Origin of the sequence: Plantactinospora sp. WMMC1484, from assembly GCF_049315195.1 — a bacterium.
In the GTDB taxonomy this organism is placed as follows: Bacteria; Actinomycetota; Actinomycetes; order Mycobacteriales; family Micromonosporaceae; genus Plantactinospora.
The window spans coordinates 6,623,232-6,639,546 of record NZ_CP186055.1 but is presented as its reverse complement, the minus strand read 5'-3'; the positions used below and the strand labels follow the sequence as shown (position 1 = coordinate 6,639,546).

The 16,315-nt window shown below is 73.2% G+C and carries 13 protein-coding genes; 8 read left to right on the top strand and 5 right to left on the bottom strand.

Going from position 1 to position 16,315, the window contains the following annotated elements:
• Positions 1–11 precede the first annotated feature (11 nt).
• Positions 12–686, bottom strand: coding sequence for an SMI1/KNR4 family protein (locus tag ACN28C_RS28460; protein ID WP_422770592.1), 675 nt, complete (start codon positions 684–686; stop codon positions 12–14).
• 87 nt (positions 687–773) lie between these two features.
• A complete protein-coding gene (locus ACN28C_RS28455; protein WP_422770591.1) occupies positions 774–2,759 on the bottom strand; it encodes a glycoside hydrolase family 3 protein in 1,986 nt (661 codons plus the stop codon).
• Positions 2,760–3,140: 381 nt separating this feature from the next.
• On the opposite strand from ACN28C_RS28455, the gene ACN28C_RS28450 reads away from it, so the two are divergent.
• From ACN28C_RS28450 to ACN28C_RS28440, 3 genes are all read left to right on the top strand, one after another.
• A complete protein-coding gene (locus ACN28C_RS28450) occupies positions 3,141–5,642 on the top strand; it encodes an ATP-binding protein (RefSeq protein WP_422770590.1) in 2,502 nt (833 codons plus the stop codon).
• A gap of 25 nt (positions 5,643–5,667) precedes the next feature.
• On the top strand, positions 5,668–5,880 hold the full coding sequence (locus tag ACN28C_RS28445) for a hypothetical protein (RefSeq protein ID WP_422770589.1): 213 nt from the start codon (positions 5,668–5,670) through the stop codon (positions 5,878–5,880).
• A 176-nt stretch (positions 5,881–6,056) separates the two neighbouring features.
• Positions 6,057–7,682, top strand: a complete 1,626-nt coding sequence (locus ACN28C_RS28440; protein ID WP_422770588.1) for an alkaline phosphatase D family protein — start codon at positions 6,057–6,059, stop codon at positions 7,680–7,682.
• A gap of 60 nt (positions 7,683–7,742) precedes the next feature.
• Here the strand turns inward: ACN28C_RS28440 and ACN28C_RS28435 are convergent, their stop codons facing one another.
• The 3 genes from ACN28C_RS28435 to bioB form a co-directional block, all read right to left on the bottom strand.
• Entirely contained in the window at positions 7,743–9,680 is a 1,938-nt protein-coding gene (locus ACN28C_RS28435) for a lectin (RefSeq protein ID WP_422770587.1), read from the bottom strand.
• 151 nt (positions 9,681–9,831) lie between these two features.
• Entirely contained in the window at positions 9,832–10,065 is a 234-nt protein-coding gene (locus ACN28C_RS28430; protein ID WP_422774836.1) for a hypothetical protein, read from the bottom strand.
• A 77-nt stretch (positions 10,066–10,142) separates the two neighbouring features.
• Entirely contained in the window at positions 10,143–11,138 is a 996-nt protein-coding gene (gene bioB / locus ACN28C_RS28425; protein ID WP_422770586.1) for a biotin synthase BioB, read from the bottom strand.
• A 313-nt stretch (positions 11,139–11,451) separates the two neighbouring features.
• Here bioB and ACN28C_RS28420 point away from each other — a divergent pair, with 313 nt between their 5' ends.
• From ACN28C_RS28420 to ACN28C_RS28400, 5 genes are all read left to right on the top strand, one after another.
• Positions 11,452–12,588 carry an 8-amino-7-oxononanoate synthase gene (locus ACN28C_RS28420; protein WP_422770585.1) on the top strand — a complete coding sequence of 379 codons (1,137 nt, stop codon included), beginning with the start codon at positions 11,452–11,454 and terminating at the stop codon, positions 12,586–12,588.
• The gene (locus ACN28C_RS28415) at positions 12,585–12,803 is read left to right on the top strand and encodes a hypothetical protein (protein WP_422770584.1); all 219 of its coding nucleotides are present in this window, start codon (positions 12,585–12,587) and stop codon (positions 12,801–12,803) included. Before ACN28C_RS28420 ends, ACN28C_RS28415 begins: the two co-directional genes overlap by 4 nt.
• 23 nt (positions 12,804–12,826) lie before the next feature.
• The gene (bioD, locus tag ACN28C_RS28410) at positions 12,827–13,531 is read left to right on the top strand and encodes a dethiobiotin synthase (protein ID WP_422774835.1); all 705 of its coding nucleotides are present in this window, start codon (positions 12,827–12,829) and stop codon (positions 13,529–13,531) included.
• A 290-nt stretch (positions 13,532–13,821) separates the two neighbouring features.
• Positions 13,822–15,504 carry a sensor histidine kinase gene (locus ACN28C_RS28405; RefSeq protein WP_422770583.1) on the top strand — a complete coding sequence of 561 codons (1,683 nt, stop codon included), beginning with the start codon at positions 13,822–13,824 and terminating at the stop codon, positions 15,502–15,504.
• A 120-nt stretch (positions 15,505–15,624) separates the two neighbouring features.
• Positions 15,625–16,272: a response regulator gene (locus ACN28C_RS28400; RefSeq protein WP_422770582.1), complete on the top strand. Its 648-nt coding sequence runs from the start codon at positions 15,625–15,627 to the stop codon at positions 16,270–16,272.
• Positions 16,273–16,315 lie beyond the last annotated feature (43 nt).

The following is a 16,315-nucleotide window of genomic DNA, read 5'->3' as shown; positions in this document are numbered from 1 at the left end:
TCCGGCGGTGTTCAGCGTGCCGGGGCACCCGCCTCGGCGGTCGCCCGGTCGAGCCAGTCCAGATACCAGCGGGCGAAGCTCACCCGCTCGCCGTCCGGGCCGGCCAACGGCGAGAAGCCGCTGTCGTCGGCGCTGTCGTCGGCCCACATCGTGCCCCGTTCCGGTCCGCTGACCACCAGCATCTGCCGGTAGGCACAGCCGAGGTGACTCAGGTAGAGGGTGCCGACGGTGTGCTTCGGGTCGTACGCCACCCGGTCGTGCAGCTCCCAGTAGGCGTCCTCGGCCGCGTCGAACTCCTCGACGGTGTCGAACTCCTCGGGGTCCGGCGGCTCGGGCAGGCCGGCGGCCGGGTTGAACGGGGCGGTGTGTGGAAAGGGCTCGGCGAGGGTGTCGAGCGCGGTGAGGTCACCGCCGTCACCGTGCCAGCCCCAGCGGCCGTCCACCCGACGTAGCGGAAACAGCCCGTAGAACGGCCCCGCCCCGCCCCGGCTCACCTCCAGCAGGAAGCTGCGGTAGTCCTCCGGCAGCCGGACGCCGAGCTGCTCCTCGAGTTCCGCCAGCTCGGCCGGGCGCAGCGGCGGCTCGAGCGCCCACTCGTGGCCGTAGGCGCCGAAGACCCTGTCGGGTGGGGTACGGGAGAGCGCGGTCACCCGCTCGCGTACTGTGGACCATTCGATGTTCGTCACGGGGCCGCACCCTACCGGGATGTTTCGGCCGGCGCCGCCGGCCTCCCCGGAGGTGGGGAGGCCGGCGGCGGCTCCGACGGACCGGTCTCAGCGGGTACGCAGCCCGTACCCGTACGGGAAGAGCGGGCGGTAGTTGCGGTCGCCGATGTTGATCGGCACCTGGGCCTCGCTCGCCGGCCAGCTCACCGAGAGTTTGCCGGTGAACGGCCGCCGGCCGAAGAGGACGTCGGCGACGCCGGCTCCCTCGCTGCCGGGCAGCCAGGAGGCGACCAGGGCGTCCATCTCGCCGAGCTGGTCGGTGAGCACCTGCGGCCGGCCGGAGACGACGAGTACGACACAGGTGTCGATCGCCCCGCAGACCTTGTCGATCACGGCCTTGTCGCCGGGCTGGAGGGAGAGGGACTTCTCCTCCTGCTGCGGCGCCGAGCACCAGGTGCACTCCGGCCCGCCGACGTCACCGAACCCCTCGCTGTACGGCGTCTCGCCGACCACCACGACGGCGACGTCGGAGCCGTCGGTCGGTGCCGAGCCGTCCGCGCTGTAGGTGATCTCGGCGCGCGGCGCCACCTCGCGGATGCCCTCCAGGATGGTGGTGCCCGGGATGATGTCGCCGGAGGAGCCCTGCCAGGTGATGGTCCAGCCACCGGCCTGGTTGCCGATGTCGTCGGCGTTGCGTCCGGCCACGTAGATCTTCGCGTCCTTGCGCAGCGGAAGCGCCCGGTTGCTGTTCTTCAGCAGCACCTGCGACTCGGCGACCGCGCGCCGGGCCAGCGCCCGGTGCTCGCGGCTGCCGACCTCGTCGACGTCGCGGGTCGAGGCGTACGGGTGCTCGAAGAGGCCGATCTCGAACTTCGCCCGGAGGATCCGGCGTACCGCGTCGTCGATTCGGGCCTGGCTGACCCGGCCGGCCCGCACCTCGGCGAGGAGCAGGTCGATGAACTGCTTGGCGTTGTTCGGCACCATGAACATGTCGATGCCGGCGTTGACCGACGTCCGCACCTTGTACGCGGTGAGCCCGGCCACGTCCGGCTCGATCGGGTCGGGGATCTGGTTGATCCCCTCCCAGTCCGAGATGACGAAGCCCTTGAACCGCTGCGCCCCCTTGAGCACGTGGGTGAGCAGTTCCTTGTGCGCGTGCATCTTCACCGGGTTGCCGACCCCGTCCTCGATCCAGTCCACGCTGGAGAAGGAGGGCATGACGCTGTCGACGTCGTGCCGGCGCAGCGCGGTCCAGAACGGGGCGAGGTTGGTCCGCGCGAACTCGGCCCGGCTGGTCACCGTGACGCCCTGGTCGATGACGTACCGCTGGGAGCCGGGCGGCAGGCTCTCGTTGGCCTCGGCGGCGGCGTGGTCGTACTCGGTGTCTCCGTCACCGGCGTAGTGCTTGATGGTGGCGAGCACGCCGGCGCTGCGCAGCCCGTCGATGTAGCTGGTCATCTCGCTGACCAGCGCCGGGTTCTCGCTGAAGCTCTCGTACGCCCGACCCCAGCGCTCGTCCCGGGACACGCAGAGGCAGGGGGCGAAGTTCCACGGGATGCCGGTGGCCCTGACCTCCTCGCCGGTGGCCCTGCCGATCTCCCGGACGAGGGCGGGATTGCGGGTCGCGCCGAGACCGATGTTGTGCGGGAAGACGGTGGCACCGTAGACGTTGGAGTGCCCGTGCACGGCGTCGACGCCGTAGATGATCGGGATGCCCAGCCGGGTGCTCAACGCCTGCCGTTGGAAGTCGTTGACCATCGACACCCAGGCTTCCGGGGTGTTCGGGGTGGGGGTGGAGCCGCCGCCGGAGAGCAGCGAGCCGAGTCCCCACTGGGCGACCAGCGTGGGATCGGCGTCGACCGCCAGCCGTTCGGCCTGGGCCATCTGGCCGACCTTCTCCGGCAGCGTCATCCGGCGGAGCAGGTCGTCGACCCGGCGGTCGATCGGCAGCCGGGGGTTGCGGTAGTCGGGCCGGCCACCGTGCCAGCCGGAGCCGCCGGAGGCGGTGCTGTCGGCGGCGGTGTCGGGGGCCGCCGACGCGCTGCCGGCAGGTAGCAGCGAGGCGACCAGAAGGCCGCTGACCAGGGCTATCAATGGTGTTCGGGATCGCGCATGTGGACGCATGTCGTGCCCTCCAGAACCGATCGGGGTACGCGCCAGGACCGATCATTCCCATGTCGATAAGATGACGTCAATATTAAACGGTTAAGGTTCCTTTCTGAGAGCGCTCTTTCCGGGTGCTTACGTCCGCTTTTACACCTATTGCCGTGGTGAATCGTCATGTGGACGACGGAGACGGTGCTGCCTGGCCGGAGACGCCGCGCACGTTCGTCGCCTGCGTCGCCTCCGGTGGCGTCACCGGCTGTACATGGTGGACCTCACAGCCGGGCCGATGCCGGCACCGCGGCGCATGTGCAAGCATCGACAGCAGGTGCGGTGCGCGTGGGGGCGCGCACTGGTGGTTGGGGGGAGCCGGTGGGCCAGCCGCAGCACGACCAGTTCGGGGACCTGCTCCGGACGCTCCGGCGCCGTGGCGGGCTGACCCAGGAGGAGCTCTCGGAACGCTCCGGTTCGAGCGTCCGGAGCATCCGGGAGATGGAACGGGGCCGTGTCCGGTCCCCGCAGCGGCGCACCGCCACGCTGCTCGCCGACGCCCTCGGGCTCGACGGCGCGGACCGGACCGACTTCCTCGCCGCCGCCCGCACCGAACGCATCCCGCCGGACGGTACGCCCGCCACTGTCGTGCCCGGGGAACTGCCCAGCGCCGTGCCCGACCTCGCCGGCCGGGGCGCCGAACTGGCGGTGCTGCGCACCGTGGTCGCCGATCTCGCGGCCGGCCGTACCGGCACCGCCGGGCTCGTGGTGCTGCACGGGCCACCAGGAATCGGCAAGACCAGCCTGACCGTCGCGGCCGGCCACCTGCTCAGTCCGAGCTTTCCGGACGGGCAGCTCTTCGTCGACCTGGCCGGAGCGGTGGTCGACTCCGGCGGCGGGGCGCAGGCGGCGGCCGGAGACGGACCGGCGGCGGCCGGAGGCGGACCGGCGGCGGCCGGAGGCGGCGTGCAGGCGACGGCCGGCAACGGACCTGCGGCGGCGCCGGAACGGGGTCGGGTGCATCCGGCCGAGGCGCTGGCCGGGCTGCTGCGCTCGCTCGGCCTGCCGGACGCCCGGCTGCCGGTGCCGCCGGCCGAGCGCAGCGGCCTGTTCCGCACCCTGACCCGGGACCGCCGCCTGCTGCTGGTGCTCGACAACGCGGCCGACGAGGGGCAGGTGCGCCCCCTGCTGCCGGCCGGGCAGCACTGTCTGGTCCTGGTCACCAGCCGGCGCCCGCTGACCGGGCTCACCGGCGCGGTACGGGTGCCGCTCGGCGTACTGGAGCCGGAACCGGGGCGGGAGCTGCTGGCCTCGATCCTCGGGGCCGGCAGGGTGGCCGCCGAGCCGGCCGCCGCCGAGCAGCTCGTCCGGCTCTGCGGACGGCTGCCGCTGGCGCTGCGGATCGCCGGCAACCGACTGGCCGGCCGCCCACAGTGGAGCGTTGCGCGTCTGGTCGGCCAGTTGCGCGACCAGCGACGGCGGCTGACCGTCCTCACCGCCGGGGACCTCGACGTCCGGGCCGCGTTCGAGGTGTCGTACCGGCAGCTCGACCCGTTGACCGCAGCGGTGTTCCGGCGGGCGTCGCTGATCCCCGGCGCAGACTTCGACGCCGGGCTCGTCGCGGCCGCCGCCGGCTGCGACGAGGAGAGCGCCGCCCAGGCGGCCGAGGATCTCGTCGACGCCGGCCTGCTGCTGTCGCTCGGCGACCGCTACCAGTTCCACGACCTGGTACGCCTCTACGCCCACGAGCGGCTCGCCGGCGACGACCCTCCGGAGCGGCGGAGTGCGGCGCACGACCGGATGGTCGGCTGGCTGTTGCGCCGGACCGAGCAGGCGGGGGCGATGTTCTCCCCGGGCGCGTGCCGCAAGGGCAACCCGTTCGACGACGACCGGGAAGCGGCCGCCTGGTTGGATCGGGAGTCCGGCAACTGGCCGGCGGCGCTGCGGGACGCGGCCCGGCAGGGCTGGCACGCCGACGTCGTACGGGTGGCTCGGGCGCTGCACTGGTACTCCGACGCGGCCACCCACCGGCACTCCTGGGACGAGGTCTTCTCGCTCGGAGTGACCGCCGCCCGCGCGCTCGGCAGTGCCCGGGACGAGGCGGTGCTGCTCAACTTCCTCGGCTGGGCGCGCTACTACTGCCGGGAGCGCAACTCCGACGGGCTGGCCGCGCTGGAGCAGGCGCTGGAACTGGCCCGGCGGATCGGTGACCGCCGGGAGGAGGCGTGGGCGCTGGCCTACTCCGCCTCGATCTTCATCCGCTCGGGCCGAGCCCTGCACGCCGTCGACTCCGCCCGCCAGGCCGTCGGGTTGTTCCGCCAGGTCGGCTACCTGCTCGGCGAGGCGTGTGCGGCCAACGTGCAGGGCTCCGCCCTGGCCGCGCTCGGCCGGTTCCCCGAGGCCGCCGAGCTGCACCGCGAGGTGCTCGAGTTCTATCGCGGGGAGTGCGGGCTGAGCAGCACCGGCGCGCTGATCGCCCAGGGCGCCACGATGATGGCCCTCGGCGCAGACCTGGCCGGCGCGGGCGACTGGCCGGCAGCGGTCGCCGAGTACGCCCGCACCCGTGCGCTCTTCCGGCGCTGCCGGGCGGCGTTCGCCGAGGCGAGCGCGGCGTACCAGCAGGGCATGGCGCTGCGGGAACTCGGCGCGTACGACGCGGCCGCCGACGAGTTGCGGCAGGCCCTGGCGCTCTTCGCCGGCGTACCCAGTCCGTGGTGGGAGGCGCGGACCCTGCACGCCCTCGCCGCCCTGGCCGGCGTGGGCCCGGTGGGGGCGGCGGACGCCCGCCGACTGCGCCGGAGGGCGCTGGACCGGTGCGGCGAGCTGGACGCCCCCGAGGCCCGCCAACTCCGCGCCACCCTGCTGCGCGAGCTGGCCGAGTAACCCGGATCAGGCGGCGTGGATCTGGGTGCGGGCCTCCTGGAGCCAGCGCAGCGCGGGCGCCGTCGGCCTCGGCGAGGACCGCCGCCTCGACCAGCAGCGCGATCGCGCCCGGCCGGCCGGTCACCGGTGCGTCGGCGAGCTGGGCCAGTCCGACGAGGTTCGCCGCGACACCGGCGGCGAACCCGATCTCCCGGCGCAGCCGGTCGAATCGGTCAGCCGGGAGGTCGACGGCGCGTAACAGGGCCGGCTGCGGCTCGCGTGGTCACCCCGGACTCAGGCCGAGCGGTAGGTGGCGACCGTCGGCCCCGGACCGTACGCCGACCCGGGACGTCGACCTGCTGCCCCGCTGCGGACCCCCAACGTTCACCGGAAACGGGGTGAAGGCCGGCCGGCACCCTACTAGACACAGAGGACATGACGGATACCCCCCTCGATCGTCGTTCCCTGTTGCGACTCGCCGGCGCCTCCGCCGGCACGGCCGTACTCGCCGGTTCCGCCCTCGCCGATCCGGCCCGGGCGGCCGCTGCCACGACCTTCCTGCACGGCGTCGCGTCCGGCGACCCGCTGCCCGACGGGATCCTGCTCTGGACCCGCCTCACCCCCATCCCCGAGGCGCAGCCCGGCTCTGGCATCGGTCCCGCCGCCGAGGTGGCCTGGCAGGTCGCCACGGATCCGGACTTCGCCGGCATCGCGGCCAGCGGGACCCAGCAGACCGGACCGACCCGGGACCACACGGTCAAGGTCGAGGTGTCCGGGCTCGCCCCGATGACCACCTACTGGTACCGATTCGGCTACCAGGGCGTCTGGTCGCCGACCGGTCGGACCATGACGGCACCGGCTCCGACGGCCGGAGTCGACCGGCTCCGCCTCGGCGTCGTCTCCTGTTCCAACTGGGAGGCCGGTTACTTCGCCGCATACCGGCACCTGGCCGACCGGGGCGACCTCAACCTGGTGGTCCACCTCGGCGACTACCTGTACGAGTACGGCACCGGCGAGTTCGACGCCGGCGGCAGCGTGGTCCGCGCCGTGCGGCCCGTGCACGAGGTGCTGACCCTCGCCGACTACCGGATCCGGCACGCGCTCTACAAGACCGACCCGGACCTGCGGGCGCTGCACGCCGCCGTGCCCTGGGCGATCACCTGGGACGACCACGAGGTCGCCAACGACCAGTGGTCCGACGGGGCGGAGAACCACACCCCGGCGACCGAGGGCAGCTTCGCAGCCCGGCTGGCCGCCGCCCGGCAGGCGTACTTCGAGTGGATGCCGGTGCGGACCGGCCCGAACGGGCGGATCTACCGGCGGCTGCGGTTCGGTCGCCTCGCCGAGTTGTCAATGCTCGACCTGCGGACCTACCGCTCGGAGCAGTCGTCGGGGACGGGGGTCGACGACCCGGCCCGGACGATCACCGGCGACGACCAGATGTCCTGGCTCAAGAGCGGCCTGGCGACCTCCACCGCGCAGTGGAAGCTGGTCGGCAACCCGGTGATGATCGCCCGCCTGGACGTCGGCGCGCTGCCGTCCTGGCTACTCGGCCCCCTCGGCGCGCTGCTCGGCATCCCGCAGAACGGCCTGGTGCTCAACGCCGACCAGTGGGACGGCTACAACGCCGACCGGAACGAACTCGTCGACCACCTGCGGGCGAACAACACCCGCGACGTCGTCTTCCTCACCGGCGACATCCACACGTCCTGGGCCAACGAGCTGACCACCCGGTCCACCGGCAGCCAGAACCCAGCCGCCGCGGAGTTCGTCGTGCCGTCGGTGACCAGCGACAACGTCGACGACTTCCTCAACCTGCCGGCGGGCAACGCGCTGAGCAGACTCGGCGTCAGCCTGATCCGGTCGACCAACCCGCACGTGCGCTGGACCGAGCTGGACGGGCACGGCTACGGGGTGGTCGAGGTGACCCCGCAGCACTGCCGGATGGACTGGTATCACCTGACCGACCGGACCCGGGCGGCGAGCGGGAGCCGCTGGGTGGCCGGCTGGTCTGTCGGCAGCGGCTCGTCGCGCCTCCGCCAGGAGAACACGCCGCTGTGAAAGGCGGGGGCCCTTCTTATCGTTTTCTGTCGTAGAAGGGCCCCCGCCTAACCCTTCTGCTCAGGCGGGGACGGTCCACTTCTGGTTGGCGGCGCCGGTGCAGGTCCAGAGCTGCGTCGGCGTGCCGTTGGCCGGGTTGTTGTCCAGCACGTCCAGGCACCTGCCGGCGCTGGCGCTGGTCAGATCCCGGCCGGCGGTGGCGGTCCAGCGCTGGTTGGCGCCGCCGGTGCAGCTCCAGATCTGCACCCGGGCACCGTTGGCGGTCGAGTTGTCCCGGACGTCGAGGCACTTGCCGAGCGCCCGCACGGTGCCGTCGGTGCCCAGGGTCCACTGCTGGGCCGCGCTGCCGTTGCAGTCGTAGAGCTGCACCGTCGTACCGTCGGCGCTGTTGGCACCGGCCACGTCCAGGCATTTGCCGGCGAGCCCGACGATCTGGCCGGTCCGGCCGCCGCCTCCGTCGCCGGACTGGCTGCCGGACCAGGTGAAGGTCGCGGTGGTCCGGGCCGGCAGGGTGTACGTGAACGACTGTCCACCCCAGACCACCCGGATCGACTGGCTGCCGGTACCGCCGTTGTGCGCGATCAGTGCCTTGGAGCCGTCCGGGTTGATCCAGGCGACGTTCGGCACGGTGCCGTTCGCGGTCGAGTCGATCCGGTACGCCCCCGGCCGGACGAACTTGGTCAGGTGCCCGGTCGTGTAGTACTCGATGGTGTAGTCGACCTGGCCGGCCCGGGCGCCGCCCTCCTGCACGGTGACCAGCCCGGTGCAGACGTCGCAGCCGCCGTTGTGCGGGCCCATGTGCTGGTTGAGCGCCAGACTCCACTTGACGACGCTGCCGCTCCAGTTCCGGGTGTAGTTGACGATGTCGGCCAGATCCTCGTTGTGCTGGTTGCCGATCCAGGTGCCGCCGGAGTGCTCGGTGCTGAACTGGCGTACCGACGGATACTGGGCGTGCACCTGGGAGCCGACGCTCGGGCTGCCGGCGTAGCCGTGCCAGGCGATGCCGGCGAAGAGCGGATCGTTGCGCAGGGCGGCGTCGGCGACGATCCCGCTGCCGATCTGGCCCCAGTCGCCGTAGTTCCAGTCGTGCACCATCACCTTTGTGGTGATACCGGCGGCCCGGAAGGCGGGCAGCAGGTGGCTCTTGGTGAACTCCAGCAGGCCGGAGGAGTTCCAGCTCATCCCCGGGTAGTTCATCGCGGTCGGGTTTCCCGCCTGGCAGCAGTTCGGCTCGTTCTGCACCGAGACGTAGTTCACCGGGATTCCGGCGGCCTGGTACGACTGGACGTACTTGACGAAGTACTGGGCGTACGTCGGGTAGTACTCCCACTTCAACCAGCCCATCTGGTCCATCCGGCCGTTGTCCTTCATCCAGCCCGGCGCGCTCCACGGCACGCCCTTCACCCGCAGCGCCGGGTTGAGCTGTTTCGCCTGCGCGGTGAGTAGCCGAACGTTGGTGTCGTAGCCGTTGGCGCCGAAGTCGGTCAGGTCGCAGCAGGTGTCGTCCAGCGACACGTGGCCGGGTCGGGACAGGTCGGAGGCGCCGATCGGGTTGCGGACGAAGGAGAGCCCGATCCCGTCGGTGGGGGAGAAGAGCCGGCGCATCACCGTGTCCCGGGTCGCCGCGCTGATCGGCCCGCCCCGGAACAGGTACGCGGTGGTGTCGGTGATCGAGGCACCGCCACCCTCGAACTGCTGGTAGCGGGTGTTCTCGTTGACGGTGATGGTGTGCGTCGCCCCGGGGCTGGAGGCGGCGAAGGCGATCGGGGACTGCTGTTGCAGGCCCCGGGTCACCGTCCGGCCGCCGGAGTCGGAGGTGCTGGTCAGCCAGACGTTGACCGGTTCGTTGGCGGCGTACGCCGCCGGTTGTGGGCCGGCGACCGCCATGGCGACCGCGCCGGCGGCGGTCAGGCAGAGGGCGAGCAGCCGGACCGGGACCGGATCGTGGCGGCGCGGCGGTCTCCGGCGGTTGGTGACCGCCGTACGGGTGGAGGACATGCGGAATCTCCCTCTCTGGACGGGATCGAGGGTCAGCCGCCGGCCGGCAGTAATAGGTAACACTCTTTAATAAAGAGTGTCAATGTTGGGTGGGATCAGCGGCCGGATTCAGTCGGTTGACGAGCGGACGTTGGAGATCAGCTGTCGTCGATTAGCTCTCGGACGCGATCCCGCCGTGCTCGACGCAGCGCGCCGACCAGCCGGAGGGAAACACCTGCACCTTCATCCGACGCCGGCACCGGGGGCAGTAGCGCGGCGGCTCCAGGGCCCGTGCGCTCCGGCAGGCGTCGTGCGTGCCGGTGCCGGCGGCCTCGCCACACCGGTCGCACCAGCCCGCCGGCTCCGCGACCGGTCCGGTCTCCGCTGCCTCCGGTGGCGCCGCCACGACGTCCTCCGGTGGCGCCGCCACGACGTCCTCCGGTGGCGCCGCCACGACGTCCGCCCTTCCCGGTGGCGTCGTCGTCACAGCGTCGCCGAGAGCGCCTTGACCGGCATCTTCAACTCGTCCAACAGCGCCAGGTCCTCGCCGGCGGGGCGGCCGAGCGTGGTCAGGTAGTTTCCGACGATCACCGCGTTGATCCCGCCGAGCAGGCCGTCCCGGGTGCCGAGGTCGCCGAGGGTGATCTCACGGCCGCCGGCGTACCGGAGGATGGTCCGGGGCATCGCGAGCCGGAAGGCAGCGATGGCGCGTAGCGCGTCGCGCGGCTCGACCACCGGCTGGTCGCCGAGGGGCGTGCCTGGCCGGGGGTTGAGGAAGTTCAGCGGCACCTCGTGCGGGTCCAGTTCGGCGAGCTGCGCGGCGAACTCGGCGCGCTGCTCGACCGTCTCGCCGAGCCCCAGGATGCCGCCGCAGCAGACCTCCATCCCCGAGGCGCGGACCATCCGCAACGTCTCCCAGCGCTCCTCCCAGGTGTGCGTGCTGACCACCGTGGGGAAGTAGGAACGACAGGTCTCGAGGTTGTGGTTGTAGCGGTGCACACCCATCTCGACCAGTTCGTCGACCTGGGCCTGGGTCAGCATGCCGAGCGAGGCGGCGACCTGGATCTCCACCTCGGCCCGGATCGCGGCGACGCCCTCGCGCAGCTGCCTCATCAGCCGCTCGTCCGGACCCCGGACGGCGGCGACGATGCAGAACTCGGTCGCCCCGGTGGCGGCGGTCTGCCTCGCCGCCTCGACCAGGGACGGGATGTCGAGCCAGACGGATCGGACCGGCGAGGCGAAGAGGCCGGACTGGGAGCAGAAGTGGCAGTCCTCCGGGCAGCCGCCGGTCTTCAGCGAGACGATCCCCTCGACCTCGACCTCCGGACCGCACCAGCGCATCCGCACCTCGTGGGCGAGCTGGAGCGCGGCGGAGAGCTGCTCGTCGGGCAGTCGCAGCACGTCGAGCACGCCCGCCTCGTCGAGCCCCGTACCACCGTCGAGCACCTGGGTGCGTGCCCGGTCGAGGATGTCTGGCATGGGTCGTACCCTACAAGGCGGACCGCCCGTCGATGCGGGCCGACCCGGGCCACCTGCCCGGATGCGGCATGCCGGTGGAGCAGCTCCGCGCCCCGCCGGACCGGTCGTGGCGCGGCCGGCCCGGCGGGCCGCCGGCAAGCGCGCCGGATGGTATTTTCGCCGGTCGAGGCGGTCGCACGGGCGGCGCCGGAAGGCCACCGATCTGGACCGGACACGCACCGGCACCGGTTGGACCGGTGGAGGAGGACGGCGCCCGCCGATCGGGTTTCCGACAGCGCCCACGGGCGGACGCGGACCAGTGTGGGGAGTGGCGGTGCCGAGCTGGCTGGAGGGCCTGGACCGGCGCGCGCGGCTGCGCGCCAAGGCCGGTCTCAGCCGCCGGCTGCGACCGAGAAGCACGACCGAGGAGGTCACCGATCTCGCCGGCAACGACTACCTCGGGCTGGCCCGGCATCCGGTGGTCACCGCCGCCGCGGCCGAGGCGCTGACCGGGTACGGACTCGGCGCCACCGGCTCCCGGCTGGTACGCGGTTCCACCGACGCCCATCACGCGCTGGAGTCCTGCCTCGCCGACTGGCTCGGTGCCGGGCAAGCGCTGGTCTACTCCTCCGGTTACCTCGCCAACCTCGGCGCGGTCCGGGCACTGGTGCAGCCCCGCACCCTGCTGGTCTCGGACGCGCACAACCACGCCTCGCTGATCGACGGCTGCAAGCTCTCCGGCGCGGAGAGCCGGGTAACCCCGCACCTGGACGTCGCCGCCGTCGAGGCGGCCCTGGCCGGAGCGCCGGGCCGGCCGGCGGTGGTGGTCACCGAGTCGGTCTTCTCGGTCGACGGCGACCTCGCCCCGCTCGCCGAGTTGCACGCGGTGGCCCGCCGGCACGGCGCGCTGCTGCTGGTCGACGACGCGCATGCGCTCGGGGTGCTCGGTCCGGCCGGGGCGGGCGCGGTGGCCGGCGCCGGGCTGGCCGGTGAGCCCGACGTGGTGGTGACCGCGACGCTCTCCAAGGCGCTCGGCGGGGCCGGCGGGCTGGTGGCGGGGCCGGCCGAACTGGTCCGGCACCTGATCGACACCGGTCGTACCTTCATCTACGACACCGCGCCGCCACCGGCGGTGGCCGCCGGGGTTCTCGCCGCCGCCCGGCTGGCCCGGGCTGGTGACGGTCTCCGGGTCGAGCTGGCCGACCGGGCCGCGGCGGCGGCGCGTCGGCTCGGCGCCGCCGGGCTGGAGGTCTCCCGCCCGGCCGCCGGGGTGGTCTCGGTCACCGCGCCCGGCCCGGAGACCGCCGTGGCCTGGGCGGCCGACTGCCGGGACCGGGGTGTGGTGGTCGGATGCTTCCGCCCGCCGTCGACCCCCGACAACCGGTCCCGGTTGCGGCTGACCATCAACGTCGGCATCGACCGCTCCGATTTCGACCGGGCCCTTGACGTGATCGTGGAGTGTGCCCCGTGACCGTGACCGAGACCGAGACCGTGACCGAGACCGTGATTGCGGAGGGATCGGCAGCGATCGTGCCCGCTCGGTCGGCAGCGGGTGCGACGGCGCCCGCGAGGTCGGCGGCGGGCGTGACGGTGCCGGGTGATGCGGTGCCGCGTGATGCGGTGCCGGGCGATGCGGTGCCGGGCGATGTGGTGCCGGGCGATGTGGTGCCGGGTGATCGACGGTGAGCGGCGTGGCGTGGCGAGGGCCGATCCTGGTCACCGGAACCGACACCGACGTGGGCAAGACGGTCGTCACGGCGGCGATCACCGCGGCGGCCCAGGCCGCGGGCCTGCGGGTCGCGGTCCTCAAGCCCGGCCAGACCGGCACGGCGACCGGCGTCGAACCCGACATCGACACGGTGAACCGGCTCGCCGCGCCGATGACCGCCCGCACCCTGATCAGCTATCCCGAGCCGCTGGCACCGCTCGCCGCGGCCCGGGTCGCCGGTGCCGAGCCGCTGGAGCTGTACGCGGTCGCCGACGAGATCCGGGCCGACGCCGAAAAGCACGACCTGGTGCTGGTCGAGGGGGCCGGCGGGCTGCTGGTGCCGATGGGGCTGCGCCCGTCCGGAGAGGCTTGGACCCTCGCCGACCTGGCGGTGACGATCGGCGCCCCGGCGGTCGTGGTCACCCGCGCCGGGCTGGGCACGCTCAACCACACCGCGCTCACCCTGGAGGCACTGGACCGGCGCGCCGTGCCGGCCGGCGTGGTGCTCGGGGCGTGGCCGGCCGAGCCCGAGCTGGTGCACTGGGCCAACCTGCGGGAGCTGGTCCCGACCATGGTCGGCGCGCTGCCGGACGGTGCCGGCACGATGGAGCCGGGCGTGTTCCGGCGCTCCGCACCGGGCTGGCTCACCCCGGCGCTCTACGGCGTGCTCGACGACTGGCGCGCCTGGGCCGAGGAGGTCAGCTAGGCGGTGCCAGGCGACCGCAGCAGGGGCGGGGAGCCTCGCCGCCACCAGGGGGCGACTACTGACGTTCGGTGGTAACCGCCGGGCCGGCCGGCTTGTAGCCTGGCCGGGTGATGACCCGGGCAGCCGAGGCGGCGCCGGGACGCCCCGTGTCCCCGGTCCGCGGATGGGCCGGGCCCGCGTCCCCGGTCCGTCGGTGGGCACGACCCCCATCCCCGATCCGGACCGTCTTCCGGCGCTTCGGCCCACCGCCGCGGCCACGTGACCTGGTCCTCGACCTGGTTCTCTGGGCGGTGCTGTCGGCACCGATCGTGATCGCGCTGCTCACCCCGCCGCACCCATCCTGGTATCCACTCCGGCTCGCCGGCTCGGTGCTCCTGGTCGGGGCCGCGGTGCTGGCGAGCCGCCGGGCACCGCTGCTCGGCCTCGTCCTGGTGGTGCTGCCGACGGCCGGTGACGGCAACTTCATGTTCGCGATGCCGGTGCTGAGTTACCTGGTCGGTCTCCGCGAGCGCCGTCCTGGTCCGGCCGCCCTGGTCTTCACCGGGATCGGGCTCGGCGGCAGCGCCATCAACCTCGGCCTGCTCGGCACCGATGCGGAGATCTGGTTCATGCTCGCCGGCACGCTGCTGGTCGGTGGGGTCTTTCCGTGGCTGGTCGGCCGCTACCACCGGCAGCACCGGGCGCTGGTGCTGGCCGGCTGGGAGCAGGCCGACCTGCTGGAGCGGGAGCAGCGCGGGGCGGCCGAACGGATCCGGATGCGGGAGCGGGCCCGGATCGCCCAGGAGATGCACGACTCGCTCGGCCACGACCTGAGCCTGATCGCGCTGCGCGCGGGCGCCCTGGAGATGGCGCCGGACCTGGCCGGGCGGCACCGGATGGCCGCGGGGGAGCTGCGGGCCAGCGTGGCCCTCGCCACCGAGCGGCTCCGGCAGGTTATCGGGGTGCTGCGGGACGACGACGAACGGGCGCCGATCCGGCCGGCGGGGGAGCGGGTGGACGACCTCGTCGAGCGGGCCCGATCCGCCGGGATGGCGGTACACCTGCTGGTCGAGGGGGACTCTCCGGCGCCCGCCCCGCAGAGCGCCACGCCGGCGATGGTGGAGCGGGCGGTCTACTCCGTGGTCCGGGAGGCGCTGACCAATGCGGCCCGGCACGCGCCGGGAGCGGCCGTGACGGTGACGCTCCATTACGGCGCCCACCGGACCTGCGTACGGGTCGGCAACGACCGGCCACCGGCCGGACCGCCGCCCCGGGCCGGAAGCGCCGGCTCCGGCCTGGTCGGGCTCGACGAGTGGGTACGCCTTGCCGGTGGCAGGCTGCGGGCCGGCCCCAGCGGCGACGGCTTCGAGGTGTACGCCGAGTTGCCGGCCGGGCACCGGTCGCCGGCCGGACACGGCGACGCTCCTGCCCCGCTCCGTTATCCCGCCTCCGCCCCGCTCCGTTCTCCCGCCTCTGCCGCTCTTCGGCTCGTGCCGGAGGGAGCCGCCGAGCCGCCCGCTGCGGCGTACCCGGTCGGGCCGGCGGCGGTCGGAGGTGGCCCGGCAGAGTATGCGGAGCGGGAGGGCGGGCTGCCGGAGGGTACCGGCCCGGCGGCCTGGCCGGTCGGGGCGCTTACCGCGCACCGTCTGCGTTCCGCCCGGCAGCGGGTCCGGCGCAGCCTGTTGGCGGCGGTCACCGTTCCGGTGGCGATCGGCGTCCTGCTGGTGCTCGCCTACTACCCGCTCGCGACCTTCCGCGCCGTACTGGACAGCGACCGGTTCGAGGAGCTCCAGCTCGGCCAGGAGCGGGCCGAGCTGGGACACCTGCTGCCGCAGCGGCAGGTCCTGGCGCCGGAGGAGGCGGCCCGGCGGGCGGTGCCGTCGGGTGCCAGGTGCGAGTTCTATTCCGACGGTGCCTTCCCGTTCGGGCAGGTGATCTACCAGGTCTGCTTCCTGGACGGGCGACTCGTGGTCAAGAACCGCCTCGGCGGCTGACCCCGGGCCGTTCCGGCTGACCCCGGGCCGTTCCGGCGCCGGGCCTGCAGAGACCGGGGCCGTCCCGAGTTGATGTCCGGCCTCCGGAGCGAGCCGACATTCCCGAGTTGAGGAGCGAGTGTGATCCCTGTCCTGCTGGCCGACGACGAAGCGATGATCAGGGCCGGGGTACGGGCAATTCTCGCCACCGACCCGGAGATCGAGGTGGTCGCCGAGGCCGCCGACGGGCGGGACGCGGTCGAGCTGGTCCGGGCCCACCGGCCCCGAGTGGCGCTGCTGGACATCCGGATGCCCCGGCTCGACGGGCTCGCCGCCGGAGTGGAGATCCGCCGGCTGGTGCCGGAGACCGCCGTGGTGATGCTGACCACCTTCGGCGAGGACGACTACATCGTCCGGGCGCTCGGCGAGGGGATGAGCGGTTTCCTGCTCAAGTCCGGTGATCCGCGTGAGCTGATCGCCGGGGTGCGGGCGGCGGCGGAGGGGGCGGCGTACCTGTCGCCGGTGGTGGCGCGCCGGGTGATCGAGCTCGGCGCCGGGCTGCTGGCTCGGGCACCGGCCGCCCGGGAGCGGATCGAGTCGCTGACCGAGCGGGAGCGGGAGGTGCTGGCGCTGGTCGGCGCCGGGCTCTCCAACGCCGAGATCGGGCAGCGGCTCTTCCTGGTCGAGGGGACGGTGAAAAGCTATCTGAGCAGCATTTTCACCCGGCTAGGCGTACGCAACCGGGTGCAGGCGGCGATCATCGCGTACGAGGCGGGCCTGACGGCCTGAGCGCTGGTGTGATCGGATTCCGGACCGGTGGGCTCCGCGACGT

Coding starts and splice junctions, on each gene's coding strand:
- bioB (WP_422770586.1), bottom strand. CDS start 11,138: ATGCCAGACATCCTCGACCGGGCACGCACCCAGGTGCTCGACGGTGGT.
- ACN28C_RS28440 (WP_422770588.1), top strand. CDS start 6,057: ATGACGGATACCCCCCTCGATCGTCGTTCCCTGTTGCGACTCGCCGGC.
- ACN28C_RS28435 (WP_422770587.1), bottom strand. CDS start 9,680: ATGTCCTCCACCCGTACGGCGGTCACCAACCGCCGGAGACCGCCGCGC.